Annotated in this window: 15 protein-coding genes; 5 read left to right on the forward strand and 10 right to left on the reverse strand. The window is 62.2% G+C overall.

Annotated features, from left to right (window positions below; translation table 11 throughout):
• Positions 1-97 precede the first annotated feature (97 nt).
• The 5 genes from JYJ39_RS05940 (at position 98) to JYJ39_RS05960 (ending at position 5,235) form a co-directional block, all read left to right on the forward strand.
• A complete protein-coding gene (locus JYJ39_RS05940) occupies positions 98-544 on the forward strand; it encodes a YaiI/YqxD family protein (protein WP_205202880.1) in 447 nt (148 codons plus the stop codon).
• 314 nt (positions 545-858) lie between these two features.
• Positions 859-3,135 (forward strand): TonB-dependent receptor, encoded by a 2,277-nt coding sequence (locus tag JYJ39_RS05945; protein ID WP_205202882.1) that lies wholly within the window; start codon positions 859-861, stop codon positions 3,133-3,135.
• A gap of 60 nt (positions 3,136-3,195) precedes the next feature.
• On the forward strand, positions 3,196-4,314 hold the full coding sequence (locus JYJ39_RS05950; protein WP_205202883.1) for an alpha-hydroxy acid oxidase: 1,119 nt from the start codon (positions 3,196-3,198) through the stop codon (positions 4,312-4,314).
• Between the two features lie 2 nt (positions 4,315-4,316).
• Entirely contained in the window at positions 4,317-5,000 is a 684-nt protein-coding gene (locus JYJ39_RS05955) for a Fe2+-dependent dioxygenase (protein WP_205202884.1), read from the forward strand.
• A gap of 25 nt (positions 5,001-5,025) precedes the next feature.
• Positions 5,026-5,235 (forward strand): hypothetical protein, encoded by a 210-nt coding sequence (locus JYJ39_RS05960; protein WP_205202885.1) that lies wholly within the window; start codon positions 5,026-5,028, stop codon positions 5,233-5,235.
• Positions 5,236-5,259: 24 nt separating this feature from the next.
• Here the strand turns inward: JYJ39_RS05960 and JYJ39_RS05965 are convergent, their stop codons facing one another.
• The 10 genes from JYJ39_RS05965 to JYJ39_RS06010 all read right to left on the reverse strand — a co-directional run bounded on the left by JYJ39_RS05965 (position 5,260) and on the right by JYJ39_RS06010 (position 13,924).
• Positions 5,260-5,502, reverse strand: coding sequence for a FeoA family protein (locus tag JYJ39_RS05965; protein WP_205202886.1), 243 nt, complete (start codon positions 5,500-5,502; stop codon positions 5,260-5,262).
• 6 nt (positions 5,503-5,508) lie between these two features.
• Entirely contained in the window at positions 5,509-7,449 is a 1,941-nt protein-coding gene (gene feoB, locus JYJ39_RS05970) for a ferrous iron transport protein B (RefSeq protein ID WP_205202887.1), read from the reverse strand.
• Positions 7,446-7,958: a TlpA family protein disulfide reductase gene (locus tag JYJ39_RS05975; RefSeq protein ID WP_205202888.1), complete on the reverse strand. Its 513-nt coding sequence runs from the start codon at positions 7,956-7,958 to the stop codon at positions 7,446-7,448. The genes feoB and JYJ39_RS05975 overlap by 4 nt, the downstream gene beginning before the upstream one ends.
• Before the next feature lie 16 nt (positions 7,959-7,974).
• Positions 7,975-10,110, reverse strand: coding sequence for a TonB-dependent receptor plug domain-containing protein (locus JYJ39_RS05980; protein ID WP_205202889.1), 2,136 nt, complete (start codon positions 10,108-10,110; stop codon positions 7,975-7,977).
• 137 nt (positions 10,111-10,247) lie between these two features.
• On the reverse strand, positions 10,248-10,667 hold the full coding sequence (locus JYJ39_RS05985) for an ExbD/TolR family protein (RefSeq protein ID WP_205202890.1): 420 nt from the start codon (positions 10,665-10,667) through the stop codon (positions 10,248-10,250).
• A gap of 1 nt (position 10,668) precedes the next feature.
• A complete protein-coding gene (locus JYJ39_RS05990; RefSeq protein ID WP_205202891.1) occupies positions 10,669-11,415 on the reverse strand; it encodes a MotA/TolQ/ExbB proton channel family protein in 747 nt (248 codons plus the stop codon).
• A gap of 3 nt (positions 11,416-11,418) precedes the next feature.
• Positions 11,419-12,066, reverse strand: a complete 648-nt coding sequence (locus JYJ39_RS14015) for an energy transducer TonB (protein WP_240189561.1) — start codon at positions 12,064-12,066, stop codon at positions 11,419-11,421.
• Between the two features lie 123 nt (positions 12,067-12,189).
• Complete coding sequence (hemP, locus tag JYJ39_RS06000) at positions 12,190-12,363, reverse strand: hemin uptake protein HemP (RefSeq protein WP_205202892.1); 174 nt, start codon at positions 12,361-12,363, stop codon at positions 12,190-12,192.
• 137 nt (positions 12,364-12,500) lie between these two features.
• Entirely contained in the window at positions 12,501-12,704 is a 204-nt protein-coding gene (locus JYJ39_RS06005; protein WP_205202893.1) for a hypothetical protein, read from the reverse strand.
• Between the two features lie 176 nt (positions 12,705-12,880).
• A complete protein-coding gene (locus JYJ39_RS06010; protein ID WP_205202894.1) occupies positions 12,881-13,924 on the reverse strand; it encodes an ABC transporter ATP-binding protein in 1,044 nt (347 codons plus the stop codon).
• Positions 13,925-13,926 lie beyond the last annotated feature (2 nt).

The following is a 13,926-nucleotide window of genomic DNA, read 5'->3' on the forward strand; positions in this document are numbered from 1 at the left end:
CCTGTGGCAGGATAATTGATGCGTCGTGGGCCAAAGCATGTCATCTTTCGTCGTCGAACCGCGGGCTCGGCAGGGATAACTTCATGGGAAAGTCAGGATGAAAATTTGGGTGGATGCCGATGCCTGTCCGGTGGCGGTCAAGGAAATTCTCTATCGTGCGGCCAATCGTACCCGGATCGAGCTGACGCTGATTGCCAATCAGATGTTGCGGGTGCCGCCTTCGCCGTGGATCAAGGCGCTGCAGGTGCCTGCCGGTTTCGACGTGGCGGACCAGAAAATTGCCCAGGAAGTCGTGGCGGGTGATGTCGTCGTGACGGCCGATGTACCGCTGGCGGCCTTGGTGATTGCCAAAGGCGCAGTGGTGATCGATCCGCGCGGTGAATTGCTGGATAAGGGCAACATCCAGGAGCGGTTGAGCATGCGTAATTTCATGGAAAGCTTGCGCAACAGCGGCGTTGAAACCGGTGGCCCGGCGTCGCTTTCAAGTGCTGACCGACAGGCTTTTGCCAATCAGCTGGATCGCTTGTTGTCCCGCGCCTGCTAGGTTCCGGCGCCGATGTCTCGTCTCTGTGTCGACTTGTAAAAGCAAGGCGAATGAGATAGATTCCCATTCTGACAAGCCAGCCCAACGCCAGCCAGTTATGCCGCGGAGGGGTCGAGCGCGCCGCATTGTGCTGCGCACAGCCGTTCTCTTTCGCGATGACGGTAGTCGATCCACCCCGGCAGTTCGCTCCTCCTTTCTCTATGTCTGTCGCAGGATGCCCCGTGCTGGCGTGCTTCTGATGCCTTGAACCCTGTTCCTGGTTTTCCGGTACGTTCGGTACAGGTGTTGGTGCGGCGTTTTGCGGATCAATGAAGATGCACGATAACAACCAGAAAATCAGGGTTCCGGGGTCGTTCCGGACCCAGCCCCTCGCCTCGTCGGCAAGCTCTGGCGCCCCGGGTGCCCTCAGGAAAACGGGGATCGCCCTGGGAATTTCATCGACCATGCTGGTGCCCGGCGTGGCGCTGGCGCAGGAGGTCGAAATGGCGCCGGTGACCGTGGTGGAGCGGGCCTATGATCACAACCCTTATTCCGAAGCGGATGCGCCGTACAAGGCGCGCATTTCCGGTGATGAGCGCCGGACCCGGCCACTGGCTGAAACACCGGCCACGATCAGCGTCCTGACCAAGACGCAGATCGAAGACTCCGGTTACACCGATCTGCGCGACATTCTCGACACGCAACCCGGCATCACGCTCGGGACGGGCGAAAACGGCAATGCCTTTGGTGACCGCTACATCATCCGTGGTCAGGAAGCACGCAGCGACGTGTTTGTGGACGGACTGCGCGATCCCGGCATGAGCATCCGCGAGAGCTTTGCCGTCGAACAGGTCGAGATTTCGAAAGGCCCGAGTTCCAGTTTTGCCGGTCGCGGCACGGCGGGTGGGGCGATCAATTCGATCACCAAGCAGGCAACGACCGATTTCGATTTCACCAAACTGTCGGTCGGTGTGGGTACCGACAAGCACCATCGTCTGACGGTCGACACCAACTACACCCTGACCGATAGCGTTGCCCTGCGCGCCAATCTGCTCTACGCCAAGGAAGATGTGCCGGATCGTGCGCCGGCCAACCGCGAGCGCAAGGGCGTGGCGCTGTCCGCCCTGATCAAGCCGAGCGAGAATCTCAATATCCTGCTCGATTACTACGGTTTCCGCGGTGAGGACCGCCCCGATCTGGGCTCGTATCTGTACGGCACGGTGCCTAACCGCAAGCCCTTCAAGAAGGAACCGGTCTATGCGCAGATGCAGGATTTCCTGACCTCTGACGTGGATACCTTCACCGCACGTCTGAAATATCGCATCAATGATGGGGTGACTCTTACCAATGCCACCCGCTACGGGCGCACTGACAATGGCTACGTGACGACGGGTGCGGGCTATGTCAGCGACAGCAGTCTGCGTCTGTCCACGCACAACGGCTGGCAGGAGGTGGATTATCTGGCCAATCAGACCAACCTCTTCGTCAATACCGTCTTGGGTGGCATGAAACATGAGCTCAACTTCGGGTTGGAATACACCGATCACAGCGTGCTCAACGGGGTGTACCGTTTTGTCGGTGCAACCAGTGCCAACCCGGTCGCGTTCGACCAGGTACGGGGTGCCGTGTCGCGCAACATGAGCAAGGGCGGCTGGGATCAAGACTGGCAGGCCAAGACGGTTTCCGCCTATGTCATGGATACGGTTGATCTGAGCGAGAAGTGGACCGCTTTTGCCGGTGTCCGCTACGACCGCACCAAGCTGTCCCTGGTCACGCGTAATGCTACGACCGCAGTGCGGACGGGTGATTACAACTACAGCGACGACATGTGGAATGGTCATGTTGGCGTGACCTACAAATTCCTGCCCTATGCCAACGTTTATCTGACCTATGCCACGGCCAAGGACATCAATGGCGGCGAATCCGATGTCGGGACCAGTGGCGGTTACGGCGGCTTGATCACCTTCAATGGCCAGGCCGCCGGGGCGAAGCCGGAAAAAACCGAGAATGTCGAACTGGGAACCAAGTGGAACCTGCTGGGCGGCAAGTTGCTGGCGACGGCGGTGGTGTTCCAGATTACCAAGTCGGATGTGATGGAAGGCGCGGATTACGGTATTGCCGGTACCTTCAATAGCGGCAAGAACCGGGTGCGCGGCATCGAGTTCGGCCTGTCCGGCAACCTGACGGATAAACTGAGCGCCTTTGCCGGGGTGGCCTTCATGGATGCCGAAGTGCTCAAATCGGCAACGCCCGCCAGCCGTGGTAAGACCTTGAGCAACTTTGCCGACAAGACGGCGTCGGCGCAGTTGCGTTACCAGGCGACGGAAAAATTTGCTCTGGGCGCTGCGGTCAAATACGAGAGCAAGAAATATGCGGGACAACCGGACAGTGCGGCGGCGTTTAATGCCCAGGGGCAGTATTCGCAGCCGGTGCCCGGCTATACCGTCTGGGATTTCTTTGCCGATTACCGTCTGAACAAGGCAGCCAAGTTGCGTTTGAATGTAGGTAACGTTTTCGACAAGGATTATTACCTGGCGGCCTACCGTTCGGGTTCCTTCCTGTACAAGGGCGATGCGCGTAACGCCCGGCTGACGTTCAATTACGAGTTCTGATCGCATGGAGTAGTTAGCGGACGGATCAGTTGATCCGTCCGTTTTTTCAAGAGGCTTCCGATGCAAGAAAACCGTCCTGCGCTGACCTCGCTACCTGCCGACATTCGTTGTGCGCAGGATTATGTCTGGGCGGCGGAACATTTTCTGTCGCCGGAGCGGCATGCCTACATTGCCGGCGGTTGTGGCCGGGAGGTGACGCTGGCGGCAAATCATGCGGCGTTTGATGCCGTGCGCCTGTGGCCGCGGCTGTTGCGCGATGTGCGGCACGGACACTTGGCGCGCACGCTCCTCGGTCGTCCGCTGCAGCATCCCATTTTGCTGGCCCCGGTGGCCTACCAGACCCTGGCGCACGCGCGGGGCGAGATCGAAGTGGCGCGCGCGGCAGCGGCGACCGACAGCGGTTTCGTGCTGAGTACCCTGGCCGGTTGCAGCCTTGAGGCGGTGGCGGAGCAGGCGGGCGAAGAACGCTGGTTTCAGCTGTATTTTCAGGAAACGCGGGAAATCACCCTCGACCTGCTCCGGCGGGCAGAGGCTGCCGCCTACAAGGTGTTGGTGGTGACGCTCGATAGCGCCATCAAGCTGCCCAGCCCGCGTGCGCAGCGGGCCGGGTTCCGGATGCCGGACGATGTCCAGGCCGCCAATCTGGCGCATTACCCGCCGGTCGCGCCGATCACTCTTGAGCGGGGGCAGAGCCGGATATTTCAGGGCGTGATGCAACGGGCGCCAGGTTGGGATGATCTGGCCTGGCTGTTGCAGCAGACCGATCTGCCGGTGGTCGTCAAAGGTGTCTTGCACCCGGCGGATGCGACCCGCCTGCAGTCTCTCGGGGTGGCCGGGCTGATCGTCTCCAACCACGGCGGGCGCGGCCTCGATGGCGTTCCCGCCAGTCTGGACGTCCTGCCCTGCATTCGTCAGGCGGTTGGAGCGAATTACCCGTTGTTGCTCGATAGCGGCATCCAGGCCGGTAGCGATGTGTTCAAGGCGCTGGCGCTGGGGGCGGATGCCGTTCTGGTCGGGCGGCTGCAAACCTATGCGCTGGCGGTGGCCGGGGCGCTCGGCGTGGCGCACATGCTGCGCTTGCTGCGCGAAGAGCTGGAAGCCTGCATGGCGCAGGCGGGCTGTGCGACGCTGGCCGATATCAGCAGCGCAATGATTTTCAAGGCAACGCAAGAGGACTGACTATGTTGATTCCGATCGCAGGTGTTCTGAGCAAGGATGAAGTCCGGCAGTTTCGTGCCCAACTCGCCACGGCCCCCTGGGAAGATGGCCTGAAGACGGCCGGCACGCTGGCCCGGGCAGTCAAGCGCAACCAGCAGCTGGCCGACGGTTCGCCGCTGGCGGTGGAGCTGGGCAACCAGATCCTGCGCAAACTGGGCAACCATCCTTTGTTCATTTCGGCGGCTTTGCCGAGCCGGATCTACCCACCCAAATTCAACCGCTATGCCGATGGAGGCACCTATGGTGCGCATGTCGACAGTGCGGTGATGCAGGTGCCGGGCACGTCGATTTCGGTACGCAGCGATCTTTCCGCCACGCTTTTTCTCGCTGAACCCGAGGAATACGAAGGAGGGGAGCTGGAAATCGAAGGGCCGTTCGGCATTCAGGCGGCCAAACTGGCGGCGGGCGACATGGTGCTTTATCCGTCGAGCAGCTTGCATCGGGTGACGCCGGTGACGCAGGGCGCGCGCATTGCCTCCTTCATGTGGATTCAGAGCATGGTGCAGGATGATGGCGCCCGTACCTTGCTGTTTGACCTCGACCAGTCGATCCAGGGCATGACCAGCAGTGTGGCGGCCGATGATCCGCGCTTGCTGAAACTGACCGGGGTGTATCACAACTTGCTGCGCCGCTGGGCCACGCCCTGACAGCGGGCGGCCTGCTGCTTGGCAGATGCCCTTTGTACTGACCATCCTGCTGGCGGAAGCAGCGACACTCGGTCATGCCACGGCGCATGGTCTGATTCAGGAACGTTTTTTCGATACCCTGCTGGGCTGCCTGGTCGGTCTGCTGGGCGCTGTGGCCCTGCACAACCCTGTGTTTCGCCGGGTAGGCAGCCGCCTGCTGCGTCAGCTCATTCCCGACCGCTTTCTGCAAGTCTGAGCCAGATCCGGCGCTGCCGGGTCGTCAACGTACGACCCAGATGTGGCGGGCGACACTGTGTTCGAGGGCGAGTTCGACTTCTTCGGCCAGGATGACGGTCATCGGCTTTTGCTGCAGGACGCGCAAGGGGCGGTTTTCGGCCAGGCCGTAGGCGGTGAGTTGTTCGCGCTGCAAGGCGTCGATTTCATCGCCCAGGCCGGCCAGACGGACTTCTTCGCCGGGAGGAATGAAGGCGAGCGGCAGGCGGGCGTCGTGGTGAGGGCTCATGTCGGTTTACCAGAGGGCGGTCAGGACGAGGTTGCACAGGCCGCCCACCAGGAAGGCGAACGGCACGATGATGGCGAGCATCGCCAGCCCGGTCTTCAGGCCGCGTTCCTTGATCATCATCAGCAGGCTGGCGAAACAGGGAACGAACAGGGTGATGGTGATCATGCCGACAATGGCCTGCACCGGGCTCAAGGCGTCGGCCAGCATGAACAGGCCGGTGGCACCGAAATCGCGGCGCAGGAAACCCATCACGAAGGCGGCGGAGGCTTCCTTGGGTAGTCCCAGCCAGCCGCTGACCAGCGGTTCGCCGGCTTCGATGATGGCTGGCAGAATGCCGAGCCGGTCGAGCAGATACATCAGGAAAGTGCCGATCAGGAACAGCGGAATGACTTCGATCAGATACCACTTCAGGCGACCGGTGGTTTTTTTCAGGACGTTGCCGGCAATCGGCAGGCGCATCGGTGGCAGCTCCGTCACCAGGGGGATGCGTCGGCCGGGGACCAGACGGGCGGCCAGGAAACCGCTCAGGAAAAGCACGCCGACCATGGCCAGCGCCCAGACCAGCAGGGCGGAGAAGGAGACGCCGCCAAGCATGCCGAGCACGACCCCCAGTTGGGCTGAACAGGGAATGGCCAGCGCCAGTAGGAAAATGGTGATCAGGCGCTCACGCGGGCTGTGCAGAATGCGGGTGGTGAGCGTCGCCATGGTGACACAGCCCAGCCCCAGCACCATCGGCAGCACGGCGCGCCCGTTGAGGCCCATGCGGGCGAAGATGCGATTGGCAATGACCGACAGGCGCGGCATGTAGCCTGAATCTTCGAGGATGCCGAAAGCAATGAAGAAGGTGCTGACGATGGGCAGGATCAGCGCCAGCGCGTAGGTCATGCCCATGGTCCACAGGCCGTACTGGCCGACCAGCAGATCGCTCAACCCGTTGTTGCCGATCTGCGTGGTGACGAAATCGGTGACGGCCGGGTTGAGAATGCCGTCGAACAGGTCTTCCTCCAGCAGGCCGACCAGCGTGGTGGCACCGAAGACGCCGACGAAGAGATAGACCGCGTAAAGCACGCCGAGCAGGATGGGAATACCCCACAGCGGGTGCACCACGGCCTGGCCGATGCGCTGCGCCAGCAGCGGTGAGCTGCGTACGGCGCGCTGACTGACGCTGGTGGCGAGCGCATCGGCAGCTTCGGTGCGCTGGCGGGCGAGCAATCCGGGCAGGTCCTCTTCGGCGCGCTGGCTGGCGGCGCGCCGCAGTGCGTCGAGCTGGGCGTAGGCCGGGCCGGCGTGCTGGCGCAACCAGCTGTCCACCTCGGTGTCATTGCCGAGGAAGAGGATGGCGAGGCCACGGGCGGCCAGGCTGGGGTGCGGCGCGTGCGTTGCGATGGCTGCCGCCAGGAGCGTGATTTCTTCTTCCAGCAGCGGGTCGTAATGCAGCAGAGGGTCGGGCACGGCGGCGCGGGCGATGCTGCTGGTGAGTTCGCCCATGCCTTCACCGCCGGTGGCGACGGTGGCCAGTACCGGAATGGCCAGCTCCTCCGCCAGTGCCGGAATATCCACCGTTACGCCGCGGGCCATGGCTTCGTCGTGCATGTTCAGGGCCAGCACCATGGGAACGCCCAGTTCAGCCAGGAGTGCGGTCAGGGTCAAGGTTCGGCGCAGGTTCTTGGCGTCCCCCACCTGCACCAGGCAGCGGCTTGTTTCATTGAGCAAGGCGCGCATGGTGGCGCGCTCATCGTCGCTGCGCGAGGGCAGGGCGAGTACGCCGGGCGTGTCGAGCAGCGTGGCACTGGCGTCAAAACGTGCCGGAGCCTGAGTGACTTCGACCGTCGTGCCCGGGTAGTTGGATACGTTGACGTAGGCACCGGTCAGGCGGTGAAAGAGTACCGACTTGCCGACATTGGGATGGCCGACCAGGAGGATGGCCGGAGCGGTGGAGGTGTTCATCGGCTGGGGGCTTTCTGCGCTGCGCAAAGCGCGAGTTGCTGCTGTAGCCAGTGGGCATTGATCTCGCCACTGTGATGGGCACAACTGTGGCGATGTGCGTTGAGGATGACTGTGTGGGGCAGGGCGCCGCTGCGGTTGCCGAAACGAGCCAGCAGGCCACGCGGTTCGCTGGGGCCGTGCAGGGCGAGTAGAGGGGGGCGCAAGGCGTTCAGGACATGCTCCGGGGCGTTGGCGGTTTCACTCGGACGCTGCAGGGCGATGGTGATGACGCGGGCAGTACCCTGACTGGCGAGGGCAGCGAGCAGCGGCAGTTCGCGCAGGCAGGGGGGGCAGTCGGCGCGCCAGAAATTGACTACGGTAGGGCGTTCTGGGAGCGCCGCCAGGCGTACGAAGCGGGCGCCATCGGACAACTCGAAATCGAGTGCCGGCGGCACCCCGGCATGCCCAGGAGGACTCAGGGTGAGGGCAAGGACAAGCGCGACAGGAAGCGCTTTTCGGTCGTGGTGCATGCGGTGGCTGGGCAAATTAAAGGCTCAGTTTCAGGCCGCCATATACGAAGCGGCCACGATTTGGCCCCCAGATCTGGGTGACATCGAAGTTGCCGTGGCGATCGACCCACAACATGCTTTCCTTGTCCGACTGCTTGAAATCGGTCAGGTTATCGATACCGAGAAAGGCCGTCCATTGTTTGTTGATGCGATATTCACCCCGCAGGTCGAGCGTCCAGTAGGCCGGGCTTTTGTCCAGCTTGCGCGTGCCGTCGAAGTTGTAGCGTGGGGTGTTGGCGTAGTCGTAAAACTTTTTCAGGTCCATCGGGCCGGTCCAGGTGCCGCGCAGCATGCCGGTCCATGGCCCGCTTTCGTAATCCAGACGCAGGTAGGCGCGAGTTTCCGGGCGGGCGAAAGCGAGGGTGCCGGGTTCCGTGAAACGGTATTTGAAGTGTTCCGCCGCAAGCGTGGTTTCCAGTGCCGGGGTCAATTTGTAGGTGAGGGTCAGATCACCACCGACCACGGTGACGGGCTTGTCGGCAGAAGTGAAGATGGTGATGGGCCTGCCTGCGGCGTCGGTGGCGCCGGAATCAAGCAGCGCCATGTTCTTGATGCGGTTGTAATTCAGGGAGCCGACCCAGGCCAGCCGGTCGCCGGCGTAGGAGAGGGCATAGGAAGCGTTGTCGGAAATTTCTGCTTCCTTGATCTCGCGCACGATGCGTGAGGTGTCGAGGATGCCGTGATCCTGTTCGAAGAAGGAGGTCGGGGCGCGGAAGCCGCGACCCACGGCGAAACGGCTGTTCAAGGCGTGATTGTGGTTCCACAGCACATTGAAGCGTGGGCTGGTGATGCCGCCAAAAATGTTGTGATCGTCGTAGTGCACCGAGCCGTTGATTTCCACTTTGCCGTCGAGAAAGGCGTGGTAGGCCTGCAGGAAGACGCCTGGCGTTTTGTATTCGTAGTTGTCGATGCCGTCGTTCGGTGTGCCGTCGGCCATTGCCCCTTTGCTCTTCAGGTCTTCATAACGGTAGGTCAGGCCGCCGGTGACGAGCGTTGCGCCCAAGGGCTGTTGGGTGCTCGCTTCCAGGTAATACTGCGTCTGCTCGGCTTTGTAGAGCGAGTGTTCGTAGTAGGAATCCTGCTTGTGTTTGGCCAGTCCCAGGGCCAGGCGCAGTTTGCCGGCCCCGAGGGCATGCGTGGCGCTGCTCACGAACTGCTGGCGGTCGGTGAAGATGATCTCCGACATGCCGCCCTGGCCGCCGCTGTAAGGCACGATGCCGCCGGGGGCTACCGTGCCATCCTCCGTGCCGGCCACGGCAACCCAGCCGTCCGGACTTGGTGACGCATTCTTTCCCTTGTTCCAGCGGAACGGGTTGCCGCTTTCGTCGCGTTTGACCTTGCCGTAGTTGTCGCCCATGGCGCCGCCCATGCGTTTTTCATCAACCAGATCGAGACGGCCGCGAATCTTGAAGCCGCCCACATCGTCGAAGAAGAAGCCGATGCCGCCGAGTTTGCGCTCATAGCCGGAGTATTCCGATACCTTGTTGCCATCGGCATCGACGGTGTCGTGCGTGTTGTAGTTGAAATTGGCGGTCAGGGCGCCGCCGGAGAACGCACGGGCTGCGAAGAGTTCGGTGTTGGCCTGACCAAAGGCGCCGAATTGTTGTACCGCCTTGAATTCGTCGGTTGTTGGCCGACGCGTCACCATATCCACCGACCCGGCCAGGGCTTCCGGCGCGATCAGGCTGGTGCCGGCCCCCCGCGAGATGTCGATGCGCTCGACCCCGCCCAGGCTGACGCTGTCCAGTCCGTAGGCGGTGGAGACGGAAGAAAAGATGGGAATGCCGTCGATGAGGAGCGTGGTGTAACGTCCCGGCAGATTGTTCAGCACGACATTGCGCACATTGCAGATCGAGCATTCGGTCTGCACCGAAATGCCGGGGCGCTTGTCGAGCGCCTCGGTCAGCATGGTGGCGCCGGTCTTTTCCAGCTCACGCGCGCCGAGCGATTCGGTGGCGATGATTTCGTCACGCAACACAGGCCGGGTACCGACCGTCTTGCCACTGCTGACGGTGATTTCACTGAGTTGTTTGTCGGCGAGCGCCGGTCCGCTCAGCGTGACGAGGATAGCCAGAGTCAGTGGACTTAGAGCAAATTCCTTGTAGGCAGACATGTCTTGAATTCCATAAGGTTTCTCTGGCTGGCATTGCCACGGCTGGCTGGAGTGGGGATGGTTTAAGAAAAGTCGAAAGAGGTGGAAAAACGACGCCCCCGGTGAGAGTCCAGGGGCGTGTGGTGCTGCGGTACGGCTTACTCGTGTGTCGGCTGGGTGACGAAACCGATCTTGCTCAGGCCGGCGCGGCGGGCGGCGCTCATGGTTTCGGCGACACTTTCATAGCGGCTGTCACGGTCGGCTTTCAGGTGCAACTCGACATTGCTGTCCTGGGCGACGGCATCGCGGAAGCGGGCTTCGAGCTGCTGGCTGTCGACCGGTTCGCTGCCGACGAAGACACGGTTGTCAGCCGTGATGGCGACCTGCAGGACCATCGGCTTTTCCGGCGTCGGTGTACTCGATGCGCGCGGCAGATCGACCTTGACCGAGTGCGTCATCAGCGGCGCAGTGATCATGAAGATGATGAGCAGCACCAGCATGACGTCGATCAACGGGATCATGTTGATTTCTGCGGTCGGCATCTGGCTGCCGGTGTTGTTGAAGCTGCCGATGGCCATGTCAGGCGGCTCCTTGCGCGGCGCGGGCACGCAGCGGGTGGATCTGGGCGCTGGTGGCGAGCAGTGGCTTGCCGACGGTGAAGAAGGCGTGCAGGTCGTGGGCAAAGGCGTCGAGATCGGCCAGGATCAGGCGGTTGGCGCGCGTAAATGTGTTGTAGGCGAACACGGCCGGCAGAGCGACGGCCAGGCCGGCGGCCGTCATGATCAGCGCTTCACCGACCGGGCCGGCGATTTTTTCCAGCGCCGCCTGGCCGCTCATGCCAATGGCGATCAGGGCGTGATAAATCCCCCACACCGTACCGAACAGGCCGACAAACGGTGCCGTAGCGGCGGTGGTGGCGAGAAAGGTGAGACCACTTTCCATGCCGGCCTGGGTGGTGGCGAGTTGCTGGCGCAGGGCGCGTTCCATCTGTTCGGACGGGTCGAACTGCGACACCAGGCGGCCGCTCACTGCTTCACAGTCGCAGTTACAGCAGTTGGCCTGATTGGCCAGCTGTGCATAAGGGCTGTCTTCGCCGGCAGCGCGCAGCTGGTCGATGCCTTCGGTCACGCTCTTGGCCGCCCAGAACGACGCCACGGCTTTGGAGGCTTTGCGCAGTCGCCACCAGTCGAGCGATTTGGCAAGAATCAGGTACCAGCTGATCACGGACATGAGGACGATGAGGATGGCGATGGCGTGGGAAACGTTGTCTCCCTGCGCCCATAGGTGGGCAAGGCCGAAGACGTTGCCAGTGGCGGTTTCCTGCATGGTTTACTGCTCCAGTTTGAAGATGATGGGGACAAGCACCCAGCTGGACACGGCGGTGTCGCCCTGCTTGGCGGGGATGAATTTCCAGTTGCGCACTGTTCTTTGTGCCGATTCATCCAGGCGCGTGCTACCGGAAGAGGTGTGAATCTGGACTTCGGAGGCGCTGCCTTGAGGGGTGACCGCAACGCGTAGCACCACCTTGCCTTCCTCGCCCATGCGGCGGGCCAGAGGGGGGTAGGGCGGCGGCGGGTTGCGCAGGTAATCGGCGTCGAACCGCGCCTGGGTGACGGCAGGCGGTGCGGGCGGCGGTGGTGGAGTTTCGATGACGGGCGGTGCAACCGGAGCGTGCTCGGCGGGCGCCGTGCTCTGGGTGGTTTCCAGTACCGGCGCCGGCATTTCCTTGGGTTGCGGGCGGGGGCGGGGCTGCGGTTTGACCGGGGTGGGGGCGGCTACCGGCAGGGGTTTGGCTTCCGGTGGGGCTTCGATTTCAGGCGCGGGCAGCAAATCGACGATCAGGGGCATTTCCATGATCTGCGGCGCGATGGTTTTGGCTGCCAAGACGAGTAGCAGAACGCCGACATGCACGGCAATGACGATGCCAAGCAGGCCGCTGCGCTGGAACGTGGATTTCTGGGAGAGGGCGTAGCTCATGGGCGGGAGGGGAAGATTTTCGCACGGAGCTGAAAAGGCCACTGGCTTGCTGGCATATCGGCGGGCTGGCTGTGGGAAAAGTCTTGCAACGGAGAGAAAAAACTGTGCGGCAAGGATGAAGGCTTACTTGGTCAGGATGAGCTTGTTTTCGCGCGTGACGCGTAACAGGTAGCGCTGGCCGGCATGCTGGATTTCAACGGAACTGGCGCCTTTCAGTAATTCGGCGCTATTCATCTGTGGTGCCGGCGCTGGTGCAGGCTGCGGCGACTGGAGCGGGGGTTGGGCGGTACTGTGCATGATTGAAGTGGGTCCGCAGAGTGGCGTGAGTTTATATAAATAAGAACCATTGTCAATAACTTGATCTAGATCAAGTTGGCGTGGGCCGTGGTTTTTCGTTAGAACATGCTGGCATGCGCTCCAGTACGGCACGCTTTTCAAGCGGCGCAAGCATGGCGCATTCCCGAAAGATCGAGACGCTGGCTGGCGCGCTCGCACAGCAGGCGGGTCTGGGGATCAATTTCCTGTTCGCACAGATGGTCGAGCAGGCGAGCTGCATGCAGGGCCGAATGGCGGCAGCCGGTTTCTGCGTGAATCAACACCTGGCTGAGGACGGCAGCCCATAATTCCGGGTTCGGCATGACCATCCTCCTACGCGGCAATGCTGGCAACAGCCAGCCAGAGGAGTAGGGCAGCGAGACTGGTATGGAGTAACAAACTCTGCATGATGCCTCCTTGGTTGTTGAGAATGGCTCTCATTGTAGAGGTCTTGTGTTGTTTTGTAAACAAGAATTGTTCTTGTTTGTTTTGTTCGTATTTATTCGTGCGGAAAGATGATGGAGTGCTGTGGGGCCAGCCGGATGCCGATGGTGGCTCCAGGCGGATAGTCCTGGTTTGCCGGCAGAAGTGCCGGAATTTCGCAGCCGTCGGGCAGGCGCAGGGTGTACAGGATGTCGGCGCCACGGAAGGCCCGCTGGCGGATCGTGCACTGCAGTGGGCTGAGCGGGTCGGCATGAATGTCATCCGGGCGCAGCAACAGATCGACGTGGGTGCCGGCCGGGGCTGCGACCGGGGCGGCCGGGCTGACCGTGCCGAAGCTGCAGCACAGGTGGCCGGCGGCGCCGACTATGGCGGGTAGCAGCGTGCCACCGCCGATGAAGCCGGCGACAAAACGGTTGGCAGGTTGCCGGTACAGTTGTGCCGGCGTATCCCATTGCCGGATGCGGCCGTTCTGCATGACCCCGATGTCGTCGGCGAGCGCAAAGGCTTCGTGCTGGTCGTGTGTGACCAGCAGCGCCGTCGAGCCTTCCCGCTTGAGGATGTCGCGTACTTCGAGCGAGAGTCGCTCGCGCATATCCACATCGAGATTGGAAAAAGGTTCGTCGAGCAGCACCAGTTCGGGCCGGGGCGCCAGGGCGCGGGCCAGTGCCACGCGCTGTTGCTGGCCACCGGAAAGCTGATGGGGAAACTTGTCTCCCTGGCCGGTCAGACCGATGGTGGCGAGCAACTCGTCCACTCGCCGGGCGTTGGCGGCGTGTTGGCGGCGGTCGAGGCCGAAGGCGATGTTGCGTGCCACGCTCAGATGAGGAAACAACGCGTAGTCCTGGAAAACCATGCCGATACGGCGTTTTTCCGGTGCCAGGGAAAAACCGGGCGCAGCCACGCGTTCGCCGTGCAGACGGATTTCGCCGCTGACAATGTCTTCAAAGCCGGCGATGCAGCGCAGCAGGCTCGTTTTGCCGCAGCCGGAAGGGCCGAGCAGACAGGCGATGCGTCCGGCGGCGAGCTGGAAGCCAACACCATCGACCGCGATGTGCTTGCCATAGCGCTGGACGACGCCACTAAGTTCGAGTCGGTTCATGG

Source organism: Azonexus hydrophilus (assembly GCF_905120355.1).
In the GTDB taxonomy this organism is placed as follows: Bacteria; Pseudomonadota; Gammaproteobacteria; order Burkholderiales; family Rhodocyclaceae; genus Azonexus.